Origin of the sequence: Kitasatospora sp. NPDC004614, from assembly GCF_042873675.1 — a bacterium.
In the GTDB taxonomy this organism is placed as follows: domain Bacteria; phylum Actinomycetota; class Actinomycetes; order Streptomycetales; family Streptomycetaceae; genus Kitasatospora.
The window spans coordinates 74,955-97,718 of sequence record NZ_JBIALR010000002.1 but is presented as its reverse complement, the minus strand read 5'-3'; the positions used below and the strand labels follow the sequence as shown (position 1 = coordinate 97,718).

Here is a 22,764-nt window from a genome sequence, read left to right as displayed (position 1 = left end):
GGGCGGAAGCTCTCCCGAACAACCGTGATGTGGAGTGTTGTTGAATGGGCCCGGACCGAGAGGGGGCCGTGGCCCGATGAAACTGTTCCGGCTGGACGAACTCGACGCCGAACGCGCCGCCAATGACGGCGCGTACCTGCGCTTCCTGAAGCAGCCCACGATGTCCGCCGGGCTGTACGCGCTCTCCCCCGGCGACACCGACCCGCAGACCCCGCACGCCCAGGACGAGATCTACCTGGTGGTCAGCGGCCGGGCCGAGTTGACCGTCGGCCGGGAGACCGCCACCGTCGCCCGCGGCAGCGTGGTGTTCGTTCCCGCCGGGACGGAACACCGCTTCCACCACATCACCGAGGAACTGCGGGTGCTCGTGGTGTTCTCCCCGCCGGAGGACTGACCGTGGCCACCCGCACATCATGAGGAGCAGCCTGTGAAACTCACCGACGAACTGTGGACGGCCATCGAGCCGATCTACGGCCGCATCCTCGACCACCCGTTCCTGGCCGGCCTGACCGACGGCACCCTGCCGCGCGCCGCGTTCCGCCACTTCGTCGTCCAGGACTCGCACTACCTGCGCGACTACGCCCGGGCACTCGCGGTGTGCGCCGCCAAGGCCCCCGGCGAGGACGAGGTGCTGGCCTTCGCCAACGACGCGGTCGGCGCCATCGCCGCCGAACAGGAGATGCACGCCGACTTCCTGCACGCCTACGGCGAGGACGGCGCCGCCGCTGCCGCCGAACCCGTGCTCCCCACCACCCGCGCCTACACCAGCTACCTGCTCGCCACCGTCTACGGCGGCTCCTTCGCGGAGGCGCTCGGCGCGGTGCTGCCCTGCTACTGGATCTACGCCCGGGTCGGCGAGGAACTGCTGCGCCGCTCCTCCCCCGAACCGCTGTACGCCAAGTGGATCGCCGCCTACGGCGGGGAGGAGTTTCAGGCCGTGGTGCGCCGCGTCCTGGACCTCACCGACCGGATCGGCGAGGACCTCTCCGCGGCCGAACGGCGGCGCGTGGTCGAGCATTTCACCACCACCTCGCGGTACGAGTGGATGTTCTGGGACGCCGCCTGGCAGGGCGAGACCTGGCCGGTGTGACCCACTCGGTCTCCGGGCCCTGAGGGTTCTCCCGGGGCCCGCGTCAGGGGTCGATCTCCGGGTTCTCTCCGGGCCCGGAAGCCTCGTTTCGGCCTTCCGGGCGGCCTACGATCGAAGTGTCGAGATCGAGGGAGCGGGAACGCAGCCGGAACTACCGGCACCGACCCCGAGGGGAGAAGGTACGGACATGGCCGAGTTCTGGAAGTCGCTGCCCTCGTGGGTGCGCAACGTCGTCGTCCCGATCATCCTGCTGGTGATCGCCTGGAAGGTCTTCTGGACCATCGTGGGCACCGTGCTGGGAATCATCGGCTTCGCGGTCAACGTCCTGCTGCTGGTCGGCATCGCCGCGGCAGTGGTGATCCTGATCAAGAAGGCCGCAAGGAACTAGCACTGTCCGCCCAGTAGTCGGGCGAGATGGTGACCGAGGTCCCGGTCCGGGGTGAACCCCTGGAGCCGGGACTTCGTGGTGTCCAGCACCACCGGCCGGGCCAGCTGGTCCAGCGCGTACCCGGTCACGCCTTCGCGCCGGCCGATCGCCAACCGGGCGATGCGGTACGGGACATGGAGCAGCCGGGCGTTCCTGCCGTGGGCCGCCAGCACCCGGCGCAGCGCCTCGTCCCGCCGGTACGGGGCGGCGTCGGTGATGTTGTACGCGCCGGGCGGCCAGCCGAACGCCGCCAGGCAGGCCGCGGCCAGGTTCTCCACCGCCGTCAGGCTGAGCGGCACGTCCCTGCCGGGCAGCGCGAGCACGCCGCCGCGCACCGACGCCAGCAGCCGGGGCACCAGGTGCGGGTCCCCGGGCCCGTACACCGCGCGCGGGCGCAGCACCACCGCGCCTGCGGCGAGGGCGAGTTGGTCCGCCTCGGCCTTCGTCCGGCCGTACGCGTTCAGGTGGCCGCCGGTGGTCGGGTGCTGCTCGGTCACCGACGTCCGGTCCGGGCGCGGGTCGTAGACGCTGGCGCTGCTGACGAACACGAACGGGCGGCCGCCGGCCGCCGCCAGCAGGCGGGCCGTCGCCTCGACGTTGACGGTGCGCTGGAGCCGTTCCTGCGGGGAGCCCGGCGGGTGGTCGCCGACGGCGGCCGCGCAGTGGATCACCGCGTCGGCGCCGGACAGGTCGGGAACGTCGGGGGCGGTGGCGTCCCAGGGCAGGTGGGTGCCGTGCCGGGCCGGACGGCGGCCGAGGGCCAGCACCCGGTGGCCGCGGGCGGCGGCGAGGGCGGCCAGGTGGGCGCCGCAGAAGCCGGTGGCGCCGGTCAGGGCGAGGGTCATCGGGGGCACGGGGCGGCTCCGGGCGGGGTCAGCTGGGTCGGCGGGCCGGGATCGTTCCCAGCAGGCAGCTGCGGTAGGACGGCAGGGCGCTGCGGGAGTGTGCGGTGGTGCGCAGGACGCGGGGGCGGTGCGGGGCCAACACGGCGAGCAGGTCGGCGAGTTGGGCGCGGGCCAGGGCGGCGCCCGGGCAGGCGTGGCGGCCCAGGCCGAACGGGGCCTGGGCGGCGAGCGCGGGGTCGCCGGTGGGGGTGTCGCGGTGGGCTTCGGCGGCGTGCCGGGCGACCAGCAGCAGGCGGTTGCCCCGGCGGACGGGGTGGCCGAGGACGGTGGCGTCGGCGGCGGCCGCCCGGGGCAGGACGGGGGAGGCGGCGGTCAGCCGGAGCAGTTCGGCGGCCAGCGCCGGGGCGTCGGCGACGGCCTGCTCCCACCGGTCGGCGCGGGCGCACCAGGCGGCGGCGCGGGGCAGCGCGGCCAGTGTGGTGTTGACGGCGGCGACCGCGAGCATCGCGTCCCGGGGGTCGGGCAGCAGCGCGGTCAGCTGACCGGCGGCTCGGCGGGCCCGGCGTTCGGCGCCCGGGCGGGGCAGCAGCGTGGGCAGGTGGGTGCGGGCGGTGGCGGCGGCGGCCCGCTCTGCGGCGGCGGCCAGCGCGAGCGGGTCGGCGGTGCTGCCGGTGAGGGCGACGGCGGTGGCGCCGGCCAGCCGGCGGACCACCGGGACCAGGTCGACCGGTCCGGCGGCCAGCTCGGCCTCGAGCCCGGCCAGTACGGTCTGCCAGTGCGGGCGCAGCGCGGCGATCCCGTCGGAGCCCAGCAGGTTGGCCAACTCGCGCCGGGAGCCCCGGTGTTCGGGGCCGCTCTGGTCGAACAGCAGGCCGCCGCCGGTGAGCCGGGCCGCGGTGCCGCCGGTGGTGTGTTCGGCGGTGCGGTCCAGTGGCACCCGGGTGAGGATCTCCCGGTAGGCCTCCGGGTGGTGGACCAGCACCGTCCGGCCCAGTCGCAGCACGGGGCGGCGTCGGGTGGCCGCGAGCAGCGCGAACAGCACGGGGTGGCTGCGCAGGTAGACCGTGCGGTCGGCGGCGCGGGCGGTCAATCGGTGTGGTCGCCTCAACGTGCCCGCCCCGCCTGCCCGTTGGCCAGCCGCGAGGCGCAGTAGCGGGCGGCGGCCGCCCGGTCGGGCTTGCGGGAGCGGCCGGTGAGGGGGACGGGGCCGAGCAGCAGGGCGTCGGGGCGGGCGGAGCCCATCCGGGCCAGGGGGTCGCGCAGGGCGGTGCGCAGGCGGTGCGGGTCGGCGCCGGGGCGGGGCTGGACGAGGGCGATCAGGCGTTCGTCGCCGTCGGGGTCGGGAATGCCGACGAGCACGGCGAGTTCGACGTCCGGGAGGTGCAGCGAGGGCTCGTACAGGCCGGGGTAGATGTTCTCGGCGCGGCGCAGCACCATGTCCTTGAGCCGTCCGGCCAGCACGATCCGGCCGCGCGGATCGAGCGTCGCGCGGTCGCCGGTGCGCACCCACGGGTCGGGGTCCTCGCCGAGGTAGCGGTCGCGGGCGGCGGGGGCGGCGAGCAGCAGTTCGCCGTCGTCGGCGAGCCGGGTGCGGACGCCCGGGAGGGGGTGGCCGAGGAGGTCGCCGGGGCCGTGGTGGGCGCGCTTGTCGCTCTCCTCGACGGCTGCCGCGGGGAAGAGTTCGGTGAGCGCGTACACGCCCCAGGCCTCGGTGGCGCCCGCGTTCTTGGCGCGGCGCAGCAGGGCGGCGTCGGCGGGGGCGGAGCCGGTCCAGATGCGGCCGGTGAGGTGGGTGAGAGGTCGCAGCTGCGGGGGCGTCAGGTAGGTCTCGTCGGGGGCGAGGCGGTCGATCTGGCGCTGCAGAACGCGACTTCGGCGAGCGGGGAGGGCGACGGTGGCGCCCGCGGCGAGGGCGGGGATCAGGACGAAGGTGGTGCCGCCGAGCACGGTGCGGCCGGGGCGGGGGCGGACCAGGGCGTCGACGGCGCGCATCCCGGCGTCGAGCGAGGCCCGGGTGTGGACGACAGCGCGCGGGGCGGAGGTGGTGCCGGAGGTGAACACGATCACCGCGTCGCCGTCCCCGTCGTACGGGGCCGGGGGCGGCCCTGGGTGGTCGCCGAGGGCGCGGGCGCAGCCCGGGTGGCGGGGGCCGACGGTGGCCACCGGGGCGAGGGCGTGCAGCGGAGGCAGTTCCAGCCGGGCGCGGCGGGCCAGCGGCCGGGCCCAGCCGGCGACGGCCTGCGCGGCGGCGTCGGCCAGGATCAGCGCGGGCGGGGCGAGCGCGAGCCGGGAGCGCAGTACGTCCGGCCCGGCGCCCGGGTCGAGGACGGCGACCCGCAGTCCGAGGCGGTGCGCGGCGAGCAGCACGGCCAGCCCGCGCGGCCCCGGGCGGACGGCGACCCCGAGGGTGTCGCCCGGCCGCAGGCCGTGCCGGTGGTGCAGGGCAGCGGCCAACTGATCGGTCGCGTCGGCCAGTTCGGCGCCGCGGGCGAGGACGCGCGGGGCGCCGCCGCGGGTCGTGCCGAGCAGGACCGGGCGGGAGCCGGCGTCGCGCAGGGTGCGGTCGAGCTGGTCGAGCATCGGAACTCCTTCGGCGGTGTGGGTCAGCGGACGTCGACCGAGCGGTGTCCGGCGCCGCGTTCGAGGTACCAGCGGGCGGTGCCGCGCAGGCCGTAGGCGCGGATCCGGCGGGTGGAGTTCTGCACCACCATGTCGGGGCGGTGCACGATCGCGGGGCTGACCCGGCGGACCTGGTTGATGAAGGCGCGGTCGGTGGGGGACGGGCGCCTGGGCATGCCGCCGGACTCGAGGTAGAGCCCGGCGGTGATGGCCATGTTGTTGCCGGCGTGCATCCGGTACGGCGTCAGGTACCCGTGCCGGCGGCGGTGCGCGGGGCGGATCCGGCCGAAGAACGCGCCGAGCGCGACCAGGACGCGGAACACGGTGCGCCCCACCGGGCCGTGCTCGTCGCGGCGGGCAGTGACCTTGCCGCAGACCAGGCCGCCGCAGCCGAGCATCCCGGCCCGGGCGGCCGCCGTCCAGCCCGGTTCGGGCAGGCAGTCGGCGTCGGTGCGGGCCAGCAGGGTGGCGCCGTGGTCGATGGCGTACCGGAAGCCGGTGTCGACCGCGCAGCCCACGCCCTTGGCCGGTTCGACCAACAGCCTTACCGGGAACGGGGCTTGATCGGCGAATGCCCGTACCCGCGCGCAGGTGTCGTCGGTGGAGCCGTTGTCGACCACCAGCAGGGTGAAGTCCAGGTCGCGCTGGCCGGCCAGGGCGCGCAGGGTGCCGCCGATCCTGGCCGCCTCCTGGTAGGCGGGGACGAGCACCCAGAGCGCCGTCACGACTTCTCCCAGACCATCGTCATCAGGCTGACCCCGCCGCCCAGGCCGACCATCAGGACCCGCTCACCCGGCTCCAACTCGCCGATTGTCCGGTCGAGTTGGACGCCGATGGTGGCCGAGGCCAGGTTGCCGAGCTCGGGCACGGTGACCACCAGCTTGTCGGCGGGCACCCCCGTCAGCTCCACGAACCGCTCCAGGTACGGCAGCGTGACCTGGTGCACCAGCACCCGGGCGTAGGCGTCCCAGCCGAAGCCGGTGCGGGTCGCCACCCGGGTCAGGATGTCCGCCCCGATCTGCTCGAAAACCCCGCGCAACTCCTTGCCGCCGCCCCGGAAGTAGCTCCACTCGTCGCCGCGCGGGTGCCGCGAGCCGCCGCCCGGGATGCCGCCGACCTCCCAGTGCTCGGACGCCGTCTCGGTCTCGATGTCGAGGATGCCGCCGCGCTCCACCCGCTCCACCACCACGGCCGCCCCGCCGTCGCCGAAGGTGTAGCCCGCGAAGCCGTCGCGGAACTCCGCCAGACCGGACGGGTCGCGGCGCATCGCCCGGCTCGGCGTCTCTCCCGTCACCACCAGCGCCCGGCTGGCCCGGCCGGCCAGGATCATCGCGCGGGCGGTGTCGATGCCGTTCAGGAAGCTGTTGCAGGCGTTGGAGACGTCCAACGCGTGGGCGCAGGAGCCGAGTTCGGCCTGCACCAGGTGCGCGGTGGCGGGCTCGCAGACGTCCCGCGAGGCGGACGCGAACAGCAGCAGGTCGACGTCCCCGGGCCCGATCCCGCGCGCCGCGAGCGCCCGGCGGGCCGCGCCCAGCCCGAGCGTGGAGGCGTACTCGTCGTCGCGCGCGAAGTGCCGGGTGCGGATGCCGGTCGCCTTCTCGAACATGCCGTCGGGCAGCGGCAGCCCGGCGCCGGCGGCCACCTCGTCCTGCAACTGCCGTGAGGTGACGGTCTGTTGGGGCAGGTACGAGCCGGTCGCGGTGATGCCGATACGAGGCAGGAGGTCCATGGCTCGATGCTGGCGCGGGCCCGGCGCGCGGGCGTGAGTACGGGTACTCACCCGGGGCTGAGATGTGCGGAGGGCGGGCATGGGGCCGCCCGGGGAGGTTGTTCCCTCGCCCGGGCGGAACTCAGCTGTCGCTGAGGTGAGTTACTTGCTGTCGGCCTCGATCGGGATGACCTGCGCCGGAGCGGCGGCTGCCGGGGCAGCGGCCTTGGTGGCCTCGCCGTTCTCAGCTGCCGGGGACATCGCGGTGAGCAGCTGGCGGGCCAGGCCGAGGCCGGTCCCGCCCATGGTGAGCGCCTTGGCGAACATCTCGGACATGCCCTCGGCGCCGTTCAGCAGCACCATGTGCTCGACGTTGCCGAACGCGTCCGCGCCGGCCCGGACGATGGCCGGCCAGTTCTCGGCGAGCTGCTGGGCGACCACCGCCTCCTGGTTCTCGGCCAGCGCCGCGGCGCGGGCCTTGATGCCCTCGGCCTCGGCCAGGCCCTGCGCCCGGGTGGCCTCCGCCTCGGCGAGACCCTTCGCCCGGGCCGCCTCCGCCTCGGCCAGACCCTTGGCGGCCTCGGCGGCGGCCTGCGCCTCACCGGTGGCCCGGGTGGCCTCGGCCGCGGCCAGACCGCGGGCCTTGGTGGCCTCGGCCTCGGCCGCGGCGGCGACCTTGACCCGGTTCGCCTCGGCGGCGGTCTTCAGCTCGGTCTCCCGGGACAGCGCCTCGGCGGCGGAGATCCGGGCGTCACGGTCGGCCTCGGCCTTGGTGCGGGTCTCGTACGCGCGGGCGTCGGCCGGCTTGCGGACGTCCGCCTGCAGCTGCTGCTCCTTGCGGTGCGCCTCCAGCTCGGCGACCTTGGTCTCCTGGACCACGACCTCCTGCCGGGCGGCGGCCTGCGCGAGCGGGCCGGCCTGCAGCGCACGAGCCGCGGCGGTGTCCATCTCGGCCTGGTAACCGGCCTGCTGGATGCCGGAGTTGCGGGTTGCCTCGGCCTTGCGGGCGAACGCCTCCTGCTCGGCCTCGGTGGCCCGTCGGTCCGCCTCGGCGGCGGCGATCCGGGCGTCGCGCTGGACGGCTGCGGCGTGCGGCGCGGCCAGGTTGGTGATGTACCCGGTCGGGTCCAGGATCTCCTGGATCTGCAGCGAGTCGATGATCAGACCGAGCTTCTCCATCTCGATGCCCGAGGCGGAGCGGGTCTCACCGGTGAGCCGCTCGCGGTCGCGGATCATGTCCTCGACCGTCAGCCCACCGACGATGGACCGCAGGTGGCCGGCGAACACGTTGTGCACCCGCTGGCCCATCATCTTCTGCTGGTCCAGGAAACGCCGGGCGGCGTTGGCGATCGACACCGGGTCGTCGCCCACCTTGAAGATCACAACGCCCTTGACGTGCACGGGAATTCCCTGCGACGTCACGCACTCCACGTCCAGCGCGGCCTCGTTCAGGTCCAGCGAGAGCCGGCGCACCGCCTGGACGCCCGGCACCACGAAGGTGCCCCGCCCGGTCACCACGCGGAAGCCCAGACCCTCGCCGTGCTTGGAACCCGAGATCACCAGCGCCTCGTTGGGTTCCGCCACGCGCCACATCAGCTTGAAAAGAACGATCAGCAGAACGAGGCCTGCGACGGCGCCGCCTGCGATGCCGACCAACATCGGCAATCCCCCCTTAGGAGCACACCGGTCCCGTGCTGCGCTTGGGTCGTGCAGAACTGGCGCGGAAACCGGCGGCAGCCGCATTCTCCGCCGTTCCGGATCAGGGGGGAAGGGTCTGGACGGTGGGAACTCTCACTGTCTCAAAAGTGTTGCGACAGGTTTGTGGAGGCCGTCTGACGTGCGATCAAAAGGGCTCGACGTACACCGTGCGCGGTGGCTGATATTCGACCACCACCACCATGGTGCCCGGCTGCAGCGGCTCGCCCGGTGTGGCGCGGTACGCCAGGAACGCCTCGGTGCCCAGCCGTTCGGGCACGTGCACCATCACCTCGCCGACCAGGCCCGCGCCGATCCGCCCTGTCACCCGCCCCGTCAGTCCGATCACCCGCACGATTCTCCCACCCCGTACGGGGCGTGAACAGCTCGGGCCCACGCGGGAGTTGCCCGCAGGGGGAGGCCCGGGCGCGGGAGTGCGCCCTGGACCGGCGCCGTGACGTGCCCTACGGTGAGGAACCGAACGCAGGCGGACGACGCCTGCGCGGAACGGGAGCTCGGAGCACCGGGCTGAGAGGGCGCTGACGGTACGCGGGCCCGCGTACCACCTGCTGCGCCGACCGCAGGAACCTGACCGGGTAATGCCGGCGTAGGGAGTTGAAGGTCCGATGACCGCATTTTCCGAGTACCAGTCTGCCCGCGAGTCGGCCGCCACCGGGTACCCCACCCCCGCCTGGCGCAAGGCCTACCGCCAAGGCAGCCGCCCCGACCTGCGGGTCCCCTACCGCGAGGTCCACCTCACCGACGGCCGCACCGTCCCGCTGTACGACACCTCCGGCCCGTACACCGACCCCGACCTGCCCACCGACGTCCGCCGCGGACTGCCCGCCCTGCGCGACGGATGGATCCGGCAGCGCGGCGACGTCGAGGAGTACCAGGGCCGCGAGGCCCGCCCCGAGGACGACGGCATCAAGCACACCGCGCCGCGCGGCGGCGACCTGCGCAACCTGGACGCCGTCTTCCCCGGCCGCCCACGCCGCCCGCTGCGCGCCAGGGACGGCGAAGCCGTCACCCAACTCGCCTACGCCAAGCGCGGGTTGATCACCCCAGAGATGGAGTTCGTGGCGCTCCGGGAAGGCCTCGAACCGGAGTTCGTCCGCGAGCAGGTGGCCCGCGGACGCGCCGTCATCCCGGTCAACGTGAACCACCCCGAGAGCGAACCGGCCATCATCGGCACCGACTTCCTGGTGAAGATCAACGCCAACATCGGGAACTCCGCCGTCACCTCCTCCATCGAGGAGGAGGTGGAGAAGATGACCTGGGCCACCCGCTGGGGCGCCGACACCGTCATGGACCTCTCCACCGGCCGCAACATCCACACCACCCGCGAGTGGATCCTGCGCAACTCCCCCGTCCCGATCGGCACCGTCCCGCTCTACCAGGCACTGGAGAAGGTCGACGGCCGGGCCGAGGAACTCAGCTGGGAGGTCTACCGGGACACCGTCCTCGAACAGTGCGAGCAGGGCGTCGACTACATGACTGTGCACGCCGGCGTCCTGCTCCGGTACGTGCCGCTCACCGCCCGCCGCAAGACCGGCATCGTCTCGCGCGGCGGCTCCATCATGGCCGCCTGGTGCCTGGCCCACCACCAGGAGAACTTCCTCTACACGCACTTCGAGGAACTCTGCGACCTGCTGCGCGCCTACGACGTCACCTTCTCGCTCGGTGACGGCCTGCGGCCCGGCTCCATCGCCGACGCCAACGACGAGGCCCAGTTCGCCGAACTCACCACCCTCGGCGAGCTCGGCCGGATCGCCCGCGCCAAGGACGTCCAGGTGATGATCGAAGGCCCCGGACACGTCCCGATGCACAAGATCCGCGAGAACATGGACCTGCAGAAGGAGATCTGCGACGAGGCCCCGTTCTACACGCTCGGCCCGCTCACCACCGACGTCGCACCCGGCTACGACCACATCACCTCCGGCATCGGCGCCGCGATGATCGCCTGGTGGGGCACCGCGATGCTCTGCTACGTCACCCCCAAGGAACACCTCGGCCTGCCCAACCGCGACGACGTCAAGACCGGCGTCATCACCTACAAGATCGCCGCCCACGCCGCCGACCTCGCCAAGGGCCATCCCGGCGCCCAGGCCTGGGACGACGCCCTCTCCGACGCCCGCTTCGAATTCCGCTGGGAGGACCAGTTCAACCTGGCCCTCGACCCCGAGACCGCCCGCGAATTCCACGACGAGACCCTCCCCGCCGAGCCCGCCAAGACCGCGCACTTCTGCTCCATGTGCGGCCCGAAGTTCTGCTCGATGAAGATCAGCAAAACCATCAATGAGAAGTTCGGCAACGGCGCCGCCTCGCCGGAGTACGACGAGGCCGCCGTCGAGGGCATGAAGGCCATGTCCGAGGAGTTCGCGGCCCAGGGAAATCGGGTCTATCTCCCCCTGGCCGACTGACGGCCGACACAGAACGGCGCCGCACCGGGAGGCAGGAGGGGGTCTCCCGGCGCGGCGCTTTGCCTGTTGGCGGGACTTCTCAGGCGATGCCGTGCCCGTAGCGGGGGGTGGAGATCACCGGGACAGTCAGTGACTCAATGAGGACGCCCTGTCAGCACCGGCTCTTAGGATGACGGTGGTTGGAGCCGAACTGGCAGGGGGCTGAGTTGACCAAGGTGCGCAGCACGCGGGTGCTCGAACGAGCGGGAGTGAACCAGTTCCGCTCTCTGATGGAGTCCGCCGGCCACATCGTCCAAGAGATCGATGGCGGGAACGATCACGGCGAGGATTGTTACCTGAGTCTCACCAGGGGCGGAGAGCGAACTGGCGAGATTGTGGCTGTTCAGATAAAGAGCGGTGAAACATATCGACGTCCCGTCGGATACGGCATCCGATGCGATAGGCACATCAGAGACTGGACCCTGAGTCGAATCCCCGTCATTGGCGTTGTTTACGATCCCGAGTTGCAAAAGCTCTTCTGGGTCAACATGAGTGAATTCCTTCTCGATCAGGTCAGTCTGGGCAGGACTCCGAAGAGCGTTCCGATCGGCGAAGATGCGATCCTTGATTCGGAGACAATTCACCTCTTCATCTTTAAAGTGTCCCGATTCATATCGGAAAATGACCGCACAGGATACCGGCCGCCTCCATCTATTCGCTCATCGATCGGTTCAATCTTGGGGCGGCTGGGTGATGCGAAATCTGACGTTGACGTGCCGATTGGTGGTGTGCCGTACGTTCTGGGTGTGCCGTCTGTCGATTTCCATGAACGGAATCCGAAGTTCGATGGTCGGGCGCTGAAGGCGTGCCTCTATGCCGCGATGCTCTGTGCTTATGCTCTCGCCGGTCCGGGCTTGTATCGCGCAGCGGAGCTTGAGAGCGGTGGGGAGTGGCTGCGAAATGGGTGGCTTTGGCTCGTCTGCTACTTTGGAACGCTGTCCTACCTGTACCTGGCCAGTGTCAAGGAGCCGCGAAGGAAGAGTGCGCGGCCCCTTCTGTGGTCGGCCCAGTTCCTCCTGATGTTGGGTCTCTATATCGGCATAGGGGAGCAGACATCTGCCTGGCCTGTCAATCCTACTTTCCGGTGGATTTTCATTGACATTATGCCCGCTATTGCTCAGGCGGCAATTCTGTATCTCGGTGGGCACTATGCGGCCAAGGAGCGAGACCGGAGAAGGAGGTTGCGGGCAGCGTATCCTTCGGGAGTCCCAAAGAGTGATGCTTAGCGCGCATCGCCGGAGATGCCCCGTTTTAAAGCAAAGGGGCCCCGGGGGCAGTGCTGGAGTCGGCGGGTGCACTGACCTTGCGACCGCTTCGAGGTCCATATTCGTCAGTGTGACGCAAACTTTTCGGAACCTACCTGCCCAACCAGCTCCGTCTGACATGCTGAGGGTCCACCGAGAGGGGCCGTCGCGATGCAGTGGAAGATCCACGGGGAACGTCCGATCTACGAGAACCCATGGGTGAACCTGTGGCTAGCTGATGTCGAGCAGCCCGACGGGCACCGGTGGGAACACCACGTGGTCAAGCTGCGGCACCTCGCGGTCGCCGCCTTGGTGAACGCTGAGAAGCAGGTGTTGATGATGTGGCGGCACCGCTTCATCACTGATTCGTGGGCCTGGGAGCTGCCCATGGGCCTGATCGAAGCCGACGAGACACCCGCCGAGGCCGCCGCGCGTGAGGTGCTTGAGGAGACCGGCTGGAAGACCGGGGAGATCAAGCCGCTCATCTACGCCCAACCGGCGAACGGCATCACGGACTCCGAGCACTTCGTCTTCCGAGCCGACGCGGTCGAGTACGTGGGGCCGCCGACCGAGCGCAACGAGTCGGACCGCATCGAGTGGATTCCGCTGGCCGACCTGCGCGGCATGATCGACCGCCGCGAGATCGTCAGCAGCGGCACGCTGGTCGGCGTGCTCTACCTGCTGCTGGATGAGGCCGGCCTCTGACGTCACCGAGTCGCCAACGCGCCGATCCTGCGGACCAGCTCCGAGGCGATCGGCGCGCTCTGGTACGGGTGTAGTAGTTCGCTGAATTCCCGGAGGTGGGCGAGCACCCTGGGCGACTCCACATCCGCCGCGAGATTGAGTGCCTCCGTTGCCGTCGCGCAAGCTAACTCGACTTCATGACGCTGGAGTTGAGTGCGGGCGAGCCAGAATGTGTGGAAGGCGCGCCCCCGGTGGTTGGCTGCTGCCTCCCCCTGTAGGGCCTCGGCGATGAGTGGTTCGGCGGCCTCGGCGTCGCCCAACTGCCCGAGGGCGATGCCGGTGTCAACGGTCAGTTTGGTGCGGTCGAAGTACTGGACCCACGCCGGATCGTCGTCCGTCGGGTCGATCCGCTCGAACTGGCGGAGTGCCTCGTTGATCGCACGGTGCGTTGCCTCCTGGTCGTGCTCGGTGGCGTGGCCGAACGCCTCGCGCATGGACAGCATCGCCATCAACCTGGGAGTGCCACCGGAGAGGCGGGCGCTGTCCTGGGCAGCCCGAGCGAGCGTGATGGCCTCCCTCGCCTGGTCCTGGTAGGTCGCCTGGAGGCTGAGGCAGGCCAGGACGTTGGCGACGAACGGGCGGTCGTCGATCTCGCGCGCCAGGCGGAGTGCCTCGACGAAGTACCCCCGAGCGGTGCTGTACTGCCGTGCGTCGAAGTAGGTCCAGCCGGTCAGTCGTGCGAGTTCGGCTGCGATGCCGTGGAGGCTTCGCCGGAAGTTGGGTTCGACGGTGTCGTGCAGTATGCCTTTTACGTACCTGAGTTGGCCGATCACCGCTGGCCGGAGGGCTTCGCCGCCGTGCTCGTCGTCGCGTCGCCAATAGTCCTCGATCGACGCTTGCAGTGAGCGCAGGACGGTGGGCGTGACTCTGGTGCCAGCTGCGAGGGCGAGGATCTCGTCCAACCCGGTGCTGGGCGGCGGGGATTCCGAGGGCAAGGAGTCTGCTGCCTGCCGGGGGATCGGGGCCGGTTGGCCCGCTGGGGGAGCCGCGGGGAGTTCCCAGCTCCGAGCGGCGAGGCCGAGCAGGTGCCCCGGAATCATCAGGCCGTCTGCGATGCGCTCGATCACGGTGATGTTGGTGATCTTCGGCTTGCCGTTCATGACCTCACCCACCCTGCTGGGCGTCAGCTCGCATGCCCGCGCGATCCGTGAGGCATGGAACCCGCCTTTGCGCTTGGCGAGTTGGAAGATCAGCGCGAAGTCTCGCGCGGCACAGGCCGCGACCATCTCAGGATCGGCAAGTAGTCGGCTTGGCAGCCCCGGTGACGCCGTGGAGTCGGTCATGTCCGGCACCCCCACCACCGGGTTGATCATCGCTCAGTGTCACGTGGGATAGCAGACCGCGAGTCTACCCATGGTGGGTACACACGCTGGCCTTAATCGGGAACGGGCTGCCCGGCAATCCTGTGAGTCCACCGGGAAAGCCCGGGGCACTCGACCAGTAGGAAGGCGGCCCGTGCGCATGAGCCTCACCGACACTGCCGTGTTCCCCACCCCTCAGGGCTGGGATGTCGAGCCCGATCCTGCCGCTGTCCCGCACGCGCGTCACTTGATCAGGAAGATCGCCGAGTACTGGCAAGTCCCGCTGTCGGACGGCGCGTTGCGGGACGTCGAGCTGTGCGCGGACGAGCTGCTGACGAACGCCATCGAGCACACCAAGGAGCGATGCCGGGTGACCGTCAGGTGGACCGGTGAACGCCTGCGGGTGGAGGTTGAGGATTCGAGCTTGCGTCTCCCTGACCGAGAGGCCGCCGAGGACACGGTCACCGGTGGCCGTGGGCTCCTCCTGGTTGCGGGGCTCGCGCACTCCTGGGACTGGTACCCGGCCGGGATCGGCAAAGTCGTGTGGTTCGAGGTCGCGGCCGACCAATTGGTGACGGGGGAGAGGCGTCTCGCGGTCCTCGTCAACGCCGCCCAGGTCCGCGCCACGCCGCTCGTCCGAACCTGATCGTTCCGCCCTGGTGGCTGTTGCCACCTCCCAATTCTCCCGCTGGAACCCCGGCGGGACTGTCCCAACAGAGAGGAACACGTCATGGTGCAGGACACTCCGGCGGCCCCGGCCGCTGAGGGCGGCCTCGTGGTCGCCGCTCGGAAGATCACCGCTGCGCGGGCCCGTACCGAGCAGCCGTCCGACGTCAGCAGCGGCCGTTCCGACGGCAACGACTGATAAGGCCGCCCACGATGCGTGACGCTGCTTCGTGGGCGGCGCGTCTGGGCGGGGACACGTTCCTCGCCCAGACGCTCAACCGCTCCTACGCCGTCTTCCCCGGGGAGGCCGCCGACGTCGCCGGCCTCCTGTCCTGGGACGACCTGAACAACATCCTCGCCACCCAGCGGTTGGAGCCCCCGCGACTCCGACTGTCCATGGACGGCGAGATGCTGCCCCTGCACCGGTACGCGCTCCCGGTCACCACCCGGCGCTCCGTGACCTGGCACCGCATTCAACCGGCCGAGCTGCACGCCCGGTTGGCCGAAGGCGCCTCGCTCGTCCTGGACTCGATCGAGAAGATCCACCCCCCGATCGGGACCGCCGCCGAGGCCCTGGAACGGTTCCTCGGCACGCTGGTGCAGGTCAACGCCTACGCCTCGTGGACCGAACGGGAAGGCTTCGGTACCCACTGGGACGACCACGACGTGGTGGTGGTCCAGATGTACGGGGCCAAGCGGTGGAAGCTGTACGGGCCGACTCGGACCGCGCCGACCTTCCGGGACGTGGAGTCCCCTGAGCCACCGGAGGGAGATCCGGTCGCTGACCTCGTGCTGCACCCCGGTGACGTCCTCTACCTGCCCCGTGGTTGGTGGCATGCGGTCACGGCAGATCAGGGAACGGCTTCGCTGCACCTCACCTTCGGCTTGGTGACCCATACGGGGGCGGACCTGCTGACCTGGGTGGTGGATCAGCTGCGGTCCCGTCTTGCGCTGCGGCTCGATGTTCCTCGGTTCGCCTCGCCGGGTGAGCAGGCGGCCTTCGTGGACGGCCTGCGCTCGGAGATGCTGGCCGAACTGACCGATCCCGGGCTGGTGAGCCGGTGGACTGAGTCGGTGGACACCACCCACTACGGTCGCGCGGCCACCTCGTTGCCGTACGTCGAGGGTCTGCCGGACCGCGCCGACGTGATGGTTCGGCTGACCGCTCCCCGCGCGAAGCTCACTGAGAACGACGCCCAGGGCACGGTCACGCTCGCGGCAGCCGGAACCGCGTGGGACTTCGCCGGGCAGGCGGCTCCGATGCTCCGTGCCCTGCTGAGCGGCAAGCCTGCCGCGCTCGGCGTCCTGGCGGAGGCGGCGGGCTTGGAGGTCAAGGACGTGGCTTCGACTCTCTCCGTCCTCATCGAGGGCCAGGCCGCCTCAGTCGTCTGGGCGGCGCTGTGACGGCGGCGCTCGGGCTGGGCACGTACCGGGTTCGCACTGGTCGCCAGGCGGCGCACACTGCCCTCGGGGCCGGAGCGCTGTGGGTCGATACGGCTCCCAACTACGGCCACGGACAGGCCCATCTCGATCTCGCCCCCGTGCTCGCCGAGTACCCGGATGCTCTGGTGGCGACCAAGACCGGGTTCCACAACGGAGCCCAGCGGCGTGCCGCTGTCGAGGCTGGCCAACTGACCGAGGCAACAGCCGTCCACGGACACAGCCTCTCCCCGGCCTTCGTGAGGTGGCAGACGGAGGACTCCCTCCGTGCGCTCGGGCGGGCGGACATCGTGTTCGTCCACAATCCGGAGCACGCCGTGCGTCGACTCGGGAAGGACGCGGCTCTTCGCCAACTGAGGCAGTGTTTCGCCGAGTTGGAGTACATCGCTGACAGCGGGCGCATCGGTGGTTACGGGGTAGCGACCTGGTCGGGGCTGAACGACGGCACGTTCTCGGTCCCTGGGCTGTTGGCGCTCGCCCAGGAAGCGGCCGGATCGCCGCACCACCACTTCAACGCCATCCAACTGCCGGTCAGTCTCGTCATGGCTGACCCGATCGCGGAAGCGCTCGACGGCGCCGGGCCGCTGGCAGAGGCCCACGCGGCCGGGGTGACCACCTTCGGGTCCGCCCCGCTGCACGGCGGGGAACTGCCTGCGCTGATGACCCCCGAACTGGTGAACCTCATCAGGCCGGGCCTGACTGCCCCGGCCGCTGCCGTGCTCGTCGCCGCGTCCTGCCCCGGCCTGGATGTGGTGCTCCTCTCGGCGAGCACAGCTGCGCACTGGGACGATGCGGCCAAGGCGCTCGCAGAGCCGCTGCCCGTTGACCGAGTCAGGAGCGTGATCGATGCACTCGCCACCGGATGAGGAGACCAGAGTCCGGATGGAGGCCGTACACAAGACGGCGGCCAAGTACCTCGGGCTGACCTGTACCGGCGGTCCGGTCTGGGGATTCCAGGGATGCACGCTCAGCCGGCAGGCCGGAGACCGCTGGCTCCGGGTCTCGGCCACGGCAGCAGCGAACTTCGGGCGGAAGGAGGGGGAGGGCACTGTCGGGGCCTCGGTGCGCGTGCCGGACGACGTGCCGCGACCGAAGCTGCACGACGTGCTCGACTGGACGGAGGGCAGTTACGCATACGCGGCCGACGTCCTCGACTTCATCCCCCACCCGGTGGTCTCGCCCCATCGCCCGGACCTGGACCAGGACCCCGGCCTGTCCGACGAGTGGTGGAGCACTCTGCGTCGTGCTCTCGCGCGACTGGGCCAGGCGACCGGGGTACGGACGACGATCCGGGACAGCTGGATCGAGAAGGCGTTCCCGCAGTTCCTCGGGATTCCCGGTCCGGGGAAGGTGGAGCGGACCACCGGCCACGGTGACCTGCACTGGGGCAACATCACGGCCCCGCTGGTGATCCTCGACTGGGAGCGGTGGGGCCTGGTTCCGGTCGGCTACGACGCCGGTCTCCTGCACGCCAACAGCCTGCTGGTCCCGGACGTGGCTGCCCGGGTCCGAGCCGAGTTTGCCCCGGTGCTCGACACTCCCGTCGGCCGCATCGGCGAACTCGCAGCCCTGGCCGAGATGCTGCAAGCAGTAGCTCGCGGTTGGTACCCCGAACTGGCGCCACACCTCGGGGCCCGAGCCACCGAACTCACGGGCGTGAAGCCCCCGGCGCCCATCACGTCCGAGATCTTGGCCTGAGAGCCAAGCCTGTAGTGCCCCTGCACCCTGCTGGTGCTGGGGCACTCGGCGCTTCCGAGCACCGCACCGCCCGCGTGGGGCCGTCCATAGCGGGGCGCGAGACAGGAGCGGCGGGCGGCAATCCGGCGGCGCGCGGCTCCGCGTTCCGGGAGCGCCTCGGCGGCCCGTGCGACCCGTCGGAGCCCGGCCGCGGGCAAATCTTCCGATCGACCTGTAAGAAGTGCGGGCCGAATCGCACAGACAGGGCATCAAATGCCTAACTGGGGAGCGAGGGTGAGCGGTGATGCGGAGGAGTTCCGTGCGCTGTACACGGCCCACTACGTGGCGGTGCTGCGGTATGCCTGGCGAAGGGTCGGAGCGGAAACCGCCCCCGACATAGCCGGCGAGGTGTTCGCCGCCGTATGGCAAGGGTTCGACCGAGTGCCCCGGGGCCGGCCGTTGCCCTGGCTGTACGCGATCGCCCGCAACATGGTGGCCGGCCATCACCGCGCCCGGGCGCGCGCCGACCACTTGAACGCCCTGGCCACCGCCGCCGATGACCTGTCGGCGCGCGACGTGGGGGTCCAGGTCTCCGAACAGGACGCGGTCCGCCGGGGTTGGGCCGCGCTCAGCGAGAACGATCGGGAACTGCTGGCGCTGATCGGCTGGGAAGGGCTGTCCATCACCGAGGCGGCAGCCGCCCTCGGGTGCTCCCCCGCCACCTGCTCGGTGCGGCTGCACCGTGCCCGTGCGCGGCTGCGCCGCCTGCTCGCCCAGCAACCCGTTGTGAGCGACCACGACAAGGAGGACATGCCATGCGTGTGACCCGAGAGGTGCAGAGCCTCATGCGGCCGGCAGACCCGGCCGGGACCGAAGTGGACCTGGAGCGGGCCGAACGGGAGCTTCGACGCATCACGGCCCACCCCCCGCTCTTCACGGGTGTGCCCCGCAGGACCGCCCGACGGCCCCGCCGGCTGGTGATCACGGCTCCGCTTCTCGCGGCCGCCGTGGTCGCGGCAGTCATCGTCGTCGGCACCGACCCCGACAAGACCGGGCCGGCACCTGTCGTCGCTCTCCACACCGGCACGACCGCCGACGCGATCGGCCTGCTGGACCGGATCTCCTACGCGGCCGCCGAGAAGCCCGACCTGTCGGTCGGGGACGGGAAGTACGTCTACGTCGAGAGCAAGGTCGCCTTCATGAGGACCAGCGGTGGACCGGGCACCGGTTCCCCGTGGGCGTGGTCGATGCAGCAGCCGCACACCCGCCGGGTCTGGTTGTCCGTCGACGGGAGCCGGCCCGGACTGCTCCGTGAGGACGTGCCGAAGAGCCTGTGGGACAAGATGCTCCACGGCGACGGCCGGCACGACCTCGCGCCGAACCCCGCGCCGAGTGTGAACGCGCCCACCTACCGCTACCTCGAATCCCTGCCGACGGATCCGACGGCCCTCCTGCAGCGCATCCACGCGGAGACCGGCGGCATGGGCACAAGCCCTGATCAGGAGGCGTTCACGGCGATCGGCGACCTGGCGAGCGAGTCCCTGCTCCCCCCGAAGCTCGCCGCCGCCCTGTACCGGGCGGCACAGCAGATCCCGGGCGTGGTGCTCGCCACGGACGTGGCGGATGCGCTCGGCCGTCACGGTGTCGCCGTAGCCCGCCTGGATCCGGTGACCGGCAGCCGGACGGAATGGATCTTCGACGAAACCACTCTGGACTTCCTCGGCGAGAGGAGCGTGCAGGTGAACCGGACCGCGGACAGCCCGGAGCCCGGCACCCTGCTGGCCACCACAGCCGTGCAGACACGCGCCGTGGTCGACCGGGCCGGGACCACCCCGGCGGCCGAGGCCAGCTGAGGGCGAGCGCCGTCCCGTCCAACGCGGGACGGCGCTCGGCCCCGAGCCTCGCGGTGGCCCAGCGCCCTATGCTCGGCCCGTGACGCTCTACTTCGACCCGGGGCCGGTGCTCGGCGAGGACCGCGAGGTGTTCCGCGGCCGCTGGGAGGACCGCCTCTGGCTGAACGTCCCCGGGCCCTTCTACGGAGGCGAGACCGACACCTGCCGGACGGGCCGGATCTCCGCGCCCCAGCACGTCCTCTACGGGGGCAAGTACCTGAGCGAGTACGTCTACCGCCAGCCCCGGATCCCGGCGGAGGTCGCCCGGCTGGTCGAAGCCGCCGACTGTGACCCGTTCCTCGGCTACGGCTGCGACGGCGACGCGCACTGGACACCGGAGACGGTCCGGGAGTGGTGGCGAGACCGCGGCCGGATCTCGCAGTACCTCGCCGACCATGACTGGGACGGCATCGACTGGGCCGGGCAGGGAGTGACCGCTGCCGTCCGGGACTACGAGACCTACCTGGCCGGCAGCCTCGCGACGGACCTGCGGATCTACCTCCACTGGCTGGAGGAAGGCAGGTCTCCCGCCCCCGGCGGGCGACTGCCCGAGCTGTAGCCGACAGCACCCCGAGGCGTGGCGTCACTTCCCGCTGTCGCCGAAGACCATGCGGTGGCCGCGGGCCGTGTCCATGTACTCGCGGACGCGGTGGATCAGGCCGTCGCGGAGTTCGAAGACCAGGCAGTAGTCGTTGGCGTAGTGGTTGCCGTTGGCGAGCGTCGCGGTCATGGTCTCCTCGACGACGACCCGGTCGCCGTCGGCGTGGAACCCGCGGAACGCGACGTCCACGTCCCGGACGAACAGGCGGCCGAAGTCCTCGGCGAGGAACCGGGCGATCGCCGCCCTGCCGATCATGTGGCTGGGGCAGTCCAGCGCGACGGCCGTCGCGTTCCCGGCCGGCGCCAGCCACTCGGCGTCCTCGGTGAAGACGGCGGAGATCCGGTCCGCGTCGTGGCTGGCGAACGCCTTCCACGCGTGCTGAACGATGTCGCGGCTACGTTGAGACATGACCACGAGGCTAGGCGGCCGCGCGGCGCGCGACCGGCGGATTTCGGACGTGGTCACCCGGCGGGCAGGGCCGGTGTCTCGCTGCCCAACTGCCCTGCCATCATGGGCGGATGCTGCGCACCGAAGCGGACCTGATCGCTCTTCTCCGCCGGCTGGACGCCCCGGAGTCGCCGGAGTTCCCGCCCGGCTACGACCACAGGGCGACCAGGGCGCTCTTCGACCGCCTGGTGGAGCGGCTGGAAGCCGACTTCGCCGCCCCGTGCTGGGCCGACCGGCACGTGCAGGACGCCAGTCTGCACGGAAGGGTGGAGATACCGGCGAGTGCGACCAAGCTCGGCGAGCAGATCGTCGTCTCGGTGAGCAACTTCGGATCGATGGCGGTGATCGCTGCCGAGAACCCCGGCGTCTACACCGACACCGCCGAGGCAGTCGAGGAGGGAGCGCTCGCCCCCGCCGACCTGGAAGCGGTCGAACGGGCGCTCACCGAACTCGGTTACGTCGTACTCCCGGAGGAACTGCTCACGCGACCGTACGACGGGGTGAACGAGGGATTCGCTTCGTACTACGGGGACGGTCTCCCCTGTGAGTGGTGGATCCGCTACTTCGACTACCTCTGACCGTGCTCGGCGGCCCGGGGACTCGTCGGCCGTCGCGAGGGCCGACCGGCCGGTAGCGTGGTGACGGCTCGCGATGCGCACTCCTGGAGGACAGATGAACCCCGACCATCTCGCCTTGATCGATGAGTTCCGCAGGTCGGCGCCGTCCAACTTCAAGATCGAGTTCTCGGGTGACGTCATCATCATGCAGGCGTCACCCTCTGCGATCCACGAGCGGAACCTCGCCGTCGTCCGCCGCCAGTTCGAGGCACACGCGCCGGTCGGGTACCTCTCCACCGGGAACATGGACCTGGTGTCGCCCCAGGTGACCAAGCTGCGGAACCCGGACCTGACGTACCTTCCGGAGGCCGCCATGGCCACCACGGCGAACCAGGTTCCGGCCGACCTCGCCCTCATCGCGGTGGAGATCGTCTCGCCGTCGAACCCGGAGAACGACTGGGTCGGGAAACTCCGCGACTATCCGCTGATGCAGATTCCGATGTACCTGCTGGTGGACGCCTCACAGAAGACTGTCACCCTCTTCCGCGAACCCGAGGCCGGCCGCTACCGGATGCGGGAGGACGCCGCCTTCGGCGAAACCGTCCACATTCCCACACCCTTCGGTTTCACCCTCGACACCACCGTCCTGCTGCCGTACTGAGGCCCGTTGCACCCCATGGTGTTATCTGCATTCTGCAGACATGCGAACTAGAATGCAGGCATGACAGCCCTCACGATCCGGGATGTCCCGGACGACCAGATTCAGACCCTGAAGGTTCGTGCGGCCCAGGCCGGGAAGTCGCTCCAGGCCTACATGCAGGAGCTGATCGCCCGAGAGGCGTCCAAGCCGACCATGGCCGAGATGATGGAGCGCCTGAACCGGGAGACCACCGCCGACGTCAGCGCCGCGGATGTCCTCGCCGTGATCGATGAGGGGCGGGTCGGGCGTTGATCGTCATTGACTGCTCCGCTCTGGTCGTGGTTCTGACAGCCCACGGCCCCGATGGCGAACTTGTCCGCGGCCGGGTGGCATCAGCTGCGGAGGTATACGCGCCGACCCTGCTGGACTACGAGATCCAGTCGGCCCTGCTCGGCATGCAGCGAGGCGGCAAGCTGACCGAGAGGGAGACGGAGAGGGCTGTTGCCGCGTACCGGATGCTTCCTCTCGCCAAGCGGGAGACGCTGCCCTTCTGGGACCGGGTGAGGAAGCTGCACGCCAACCTCAGCGCCTACGACTCGCAATACGTCGCCCTGGCGGAAGCCCTGGGCGTGCCCTTGATCACCTGTGACGCCAGGATCGGCCGCAGCGGTGCTGCGAAGTGCGAGATCGAGGTCTACGGCTAGGACCA

Annotated in this window: 27 protein-coding genes and 1 riboswitch; of the genes, 18 read left to right on the top strand and 9 right to left on the bottom strand. The window is 70.7% G+C overall.

Annotated elements, in window-relative coordinates; translation table 11 throughout:
- Window positions 1-76 precede the first annotated feature (76 nt).
- From ACFYST_RS05760 to ACFYST_RS05750, 3 genes are all read left to right on the top strand, one after another.
- On the top strand, window positions 77-394 hold the full coding sequence (locus ACFYST_RS05760; protein WP_387640164.1) for a cupin domain-containing protein: 318 nt from the start codon (window positions 77-79) through the stop codon (window positions 392-394).
- A 33-nt stretch (window positions 395-427) separates the two neighbouring features.
- On the top strand, window positions 428-1,090 hold the full coding sequence (tenA, locus tag ACFYST_RS05755) for a thiaminase II (RefSeq protein WP_387860235.1): 663 nt from the start codon (window positions 428-430) through the stop codon (window positions 1,088-1,090).
- Between the two features lie 187 nt (window positions 1,091-1,277).
- Complete coding sequence (locus ACFYST_RS05750) at window positions 1,278-1,478, top strand: DUF5326 family protein (protein WP_387640169.1); 201 nt, start codon at window positions 1,278-1,280, stop codon at window positions 1,476-1,478.
- On the opposite strand, the gene ACFYST_RS05745 is transcribed toward ACFYST_RS05750, so the two are convergent.
- From ACFYST_RS05745 to ACFYST_RS05715, 7 genes are all read right to left on the bottom strand, one after another.
- On the bottom strand, window positions 1,475-2,362 hold the full coding sequence (locus ACFYST_RS05745; RefSeq protein WP_387861091.1) for an NAD-dependent epimerase/dehydratase family protein: 888 nt from the start codon (window positions 2,360-2,362) through the stop codon (window positions 1,475-1,477). The two genes, ACFYST_RS05750 and ACFYST_RS05745, sit on opposite strands and share 4 nt — an antisense overlap.
- Window positions 2,363-2,390: 28 nt before the next feature.
- Window positions 2,391-3,452: a cytochrome P450 gene (locus tag ACFYST_RS05740; protein WP_387860232.1), complete on the bottom strand. Its 1,062-nt coding sequence runs from the start codon at window positions 3,450-3,452 to the stop codon at window positions 2,391-2,393.
- Between the two features lie 14 nt (window positions 3,453-3,466).
- A complete protein-coding gene (locus tag ACFYST_RS05735; protein ID WP_387860230.1) occupies window positions 3,467-4,942 on the bottom strand; it encodes a class I adenylate-forming enzyme family protein in 1,476 nt (491 codons plus the stop codon).
- 23 nt (window positions 4,943-4,965) lie between these two features.
- Window positions 4,966-5,706: a glycosyltransferase family A protein gene (locus tag ACFYST_RS05730; RefSeq protein ID WP_387860227.1), complete on the bottom strand. Its 741-nt coding sequence runs from the start codon at window positions 5,704-5,706 to the stop codon at window positions 4,966-4,968.
- Complete coding sequence (locus ACFYST_RS05725; RefSeq protein WP_387860225.1) at window positions 5,703-6,710, bottom strand: 3-oxoacyl-ACP synthase III family protein; 1,008 nt, start codon at window positions 6,708-6,710, stop codon at window positions 5,703-5,705. Before ACFYST_RS05725 ends, ACFYST_RS05730 begins: the two co-directional genes overlap by 4 nt.
- 141 nt (window positions 6,711-6,851) lie before the next feature.
- On the bottom strand, window positions 6,852-8,348 hold the full coding sequence (locus ACFYST_RS05720) for a flotillin family protein (RefSeq protein ID WP_387860222.1): 1,497 nt from the start codon (window positions 8,346-8,348) through the stop codon (window positions 6,852-6,854).
- 184 nt (window positions 8,349-8,532) lie between these two features.
- On the bottom strand, window positions 8,533-8,733 hold the full coding sequence (locus ACFYST_RS05715) for a hypothetical protein (RefSeq protein ID WP_387640186.1): 201 nt from the start codon (window positions 8,731-8,733) through the stop codon (window positions 8,533-8,535).
- Window positions 8,734-8,881: 148 nt separating this feature from the next.
- Window positions 8,882-9,015: riboswitch (TPP riboswitch) on the top strand.
- Here ACFYST_RS05715 and thiC point away from each other — a divergent pair.
- The 3 genes from thiC to ACFYST_RS05700 all read left to right on the top strand — a co-directional run bounded on the left by thiC (window position 9,011) and on the right by ACFYST_RS05700 (window position 12,795).
- A complete protein-coding gene (gene thiC, locus ACFYST_RS05710) occupies window positions 9,011-10,807 on the top strand; it encodes a phosphomethylpyrimidine synthase ThiC (RefSeq protein WP_387860220.1) in 1,797 nt (598 codons plus the stop codon). Its footprint overlaps the riboswitch before it by 5 nt.
- A gap of 179 nt (window positions 10,808-10,986) precedes the next feature.
- Window positions 10,987-12,072, top strand: a complete 1,086-nt coding sequence (locus ACFYST_RS05705; RefSeq protein WP_387860218.1) for a DUF4365 domain-containing protein — start codon at window positions 10,987-10,989, stop codon at window positions 12,070-12,072.
- 189 nt (window positions 12,073-12,261) lie between these two features.
- Window positions 12,262-12,795 (top strand): NUDIX hydrolase, encoded by a 534-nt coding sequence (locus ACFYST_RS05700; protein WP_104817385.1) that lies wholly within the window; start codon window positions 12,262-12,264, stop codon window positions 12,793-12,795.
- Window positions 12,796-12,797: 2 nt separating this feature from the next.
- Here the strand turns inward: ACFYST_RS05700 and ACFYST_RS05695 are convergent, their stop codons facing one another.
- Window positions 12,798-14,147, bottom strand: a complete 1,350-nt coding sequence (locus ACFYST_RS05695) for a hypothetical protein (protein WP_387860214.1) — start codon at window positions 14,145-14,147, stop codon at window positions 12,798-12,800.
- 148 nt (window positions 14,148-14,295) lie between these two features.
- Here ACFYST_RS05695 and ACFYST_RS05690 point away from each other — a divergent pair, with 148 nt between their 5' ends.
- The 8 genes from ACFYST_RS05690 (at window position 14,296) to ACFYST_RS05655 (ending at window position 20,369) form a co-directional block, all read left to right on the top strand.
- The gene (locus ACFYST_RS05690) at window positions 14,296-14,781 is read left to right on the top strand and encodes an ATP-binding protein (protein WP_387860212.1); all 486 of its coding nucleotides are present in this window, start codon (window positions 14,296-14,298) and stop codon (window positions 14,779-14,781) included.
- A gap of 84 nt (window positions 14,782-14,865) precedes the next feature.
- A complete protein-coding gene (locus ACFYST_RS05685; protein ID WP_350530026.1) occupies window positions 14,866-15,000 on the top strand; it encodes a hypothetical protein in 135 nt (44 codons plus the stop codon).
- Window positions 15,001-15,014: 14 nt separating this feature from the next.
- A complete protein-coding gene (locus tag ACFYST_RS05680; RefSeq protein WP_387860209.1) occupies window positions 15,015-16,205 on the top strand; it encodes a cupin domain-containing protein in 1,191 nt (396 codons plus the stop codon).
- Window positions 16,202-17,107 carry an aldo/keto reductase gene (locus ACFYST_RS05675; RefSeq protein WP_387860207.1) on the top strand — a complete coding sequence of 302 codons (906 nt, stop codon included), beginning with the start codon at window positions 16,202-16,204 and terminating at the stop codon, window positions 17,105-17,107. The genes ACFYST_RS05680 and ACFYST_RS05675 overlap by 4 nt, the downstream gene beginning before the upstream one ends.
- 16 nt (window positions 17,108-17,123) lie before the next feature.
- Complete coding sequence (locus ACFYST_RS05670) at window positions 17,124-17,939, top strand: hypothetical protein (protein WP_387860204.1); 816 nt, start codon at window positions 17,124-17,126, stop codon at window positions 17,937-17,939.
- Between the two features lie 273 nt (window positions 17,940-18,212).
- Complete coding sequence (locus tag ACFYST_RS05665) at window positions 18,213-18,743, top strand: RNA polymerase sigma factor (RefSeq protein ID WP_387860202.1); 531 nt, start codon at window positions 18,213-18,215, stop codon at window positions 18,741-18,743.
- Window positions 18,734-19,771 (top strand): CU044_5270 family protein, encoded by a 1,038-nt coding sequence (locus ACFYST_RS05660; RefSeq protein ID WP_387860200.1) that lies wholly within the window; start codon window positions 18,734-18,736, stop codon window positions 19,769-19,771. Before ACFYST_RS05665 ends, ACFYST_RS05660 begins: the two co-directional genes overlap by 10 nt.
- Window positions 19,772-19,850: 79 nt before the next feature.
- Window positions 19,851-20,369 (top strand): ferredoxin, encoded by a 519-nt coding sequence (locus ACFYST_RS05655; protein WP_387860198.1) that lies wholly within the window; start codon window positions 19,851-19,853, stop codon window positions 20,367-20,369.
- 24 nt (window positions 20,370-20,393) lie between these two features.
- Here ACFYST_RS05655 and ACFYST_RS05650 read toward each other — a convergent pair whose 3' ends face one another.
- A complete protein-coding gene (locus ACFYST_RS05650; protein ID WP_387860195.1) occupies window positions 20,394-20,819 on the bottom strand; it encodes a nuclear transport factor 2 family protein in 426 nt (141 codons plus the stop codon).
- Between the two features lie 110 nt (window positions 20,820-20,929).
- On the opposite strand from ACFYST_RS05650, the gene ACFYST_RS05645 reads away from it, so the two are divergent.
- The 4 genes from ACFYST_RS05645 (at window position 20,930) to ACFYST_RS05630 (ending at window position 22,759) form a co-directional block, all read left to right on the top strand.
- On the top strand, window positions 20,930-21,436 hold the full coding sequence (locus ACFYST_RS05645; RefSeq protein ID WP_387640205.1) for a hypothetical protein: 507 nt from the start codon (window positions 20,930-20,932) through the stop codon (window positions 21,434-21,436).
- Between the two features lie 94 nt (window positions 21,437-21,530).
- Window positions 21,531-22,076: a Uma2 family endonuclease gene (locus ACFYST_RS05640; protein ID WP_387860193.1), complete on the top strand. Its 546-nt coding sequence runs from the start codon at window positions 21,531-21,533 to the stop codon at window positions 22,074-22,076.
- A gap of 60 nt (window positions 22,077-22,136) precedes the next feature.
- Window positions 22,137-22,367, top strand: coding sequence for an antitoxin (locus tag ACFYST_RS05635; RefSeq protein WP_387640210.1), 231 nt, complete (start codon window positions 22,137-22,139; stop codon window positions 22,365-22,367).
- Window positions 22,364-22,759: a type II toxin-antitoxin system VapC family toxin gene (locus ACFYST_RS05630; RefSeq protein WP_387640213.1), complete on the top strand. Its 396-nt coding sequence runs from the start codon at window positions 22,364-22,366 to the stop codon at window positions 22,757-22,759. Before ACFYST_RS05635 ends, ACFYST_RS05630 begins: the two co-directional genes overlap by 4 nt.
- Window positions 22,760-22,764 lie beyond the last annotated feature (5 nt).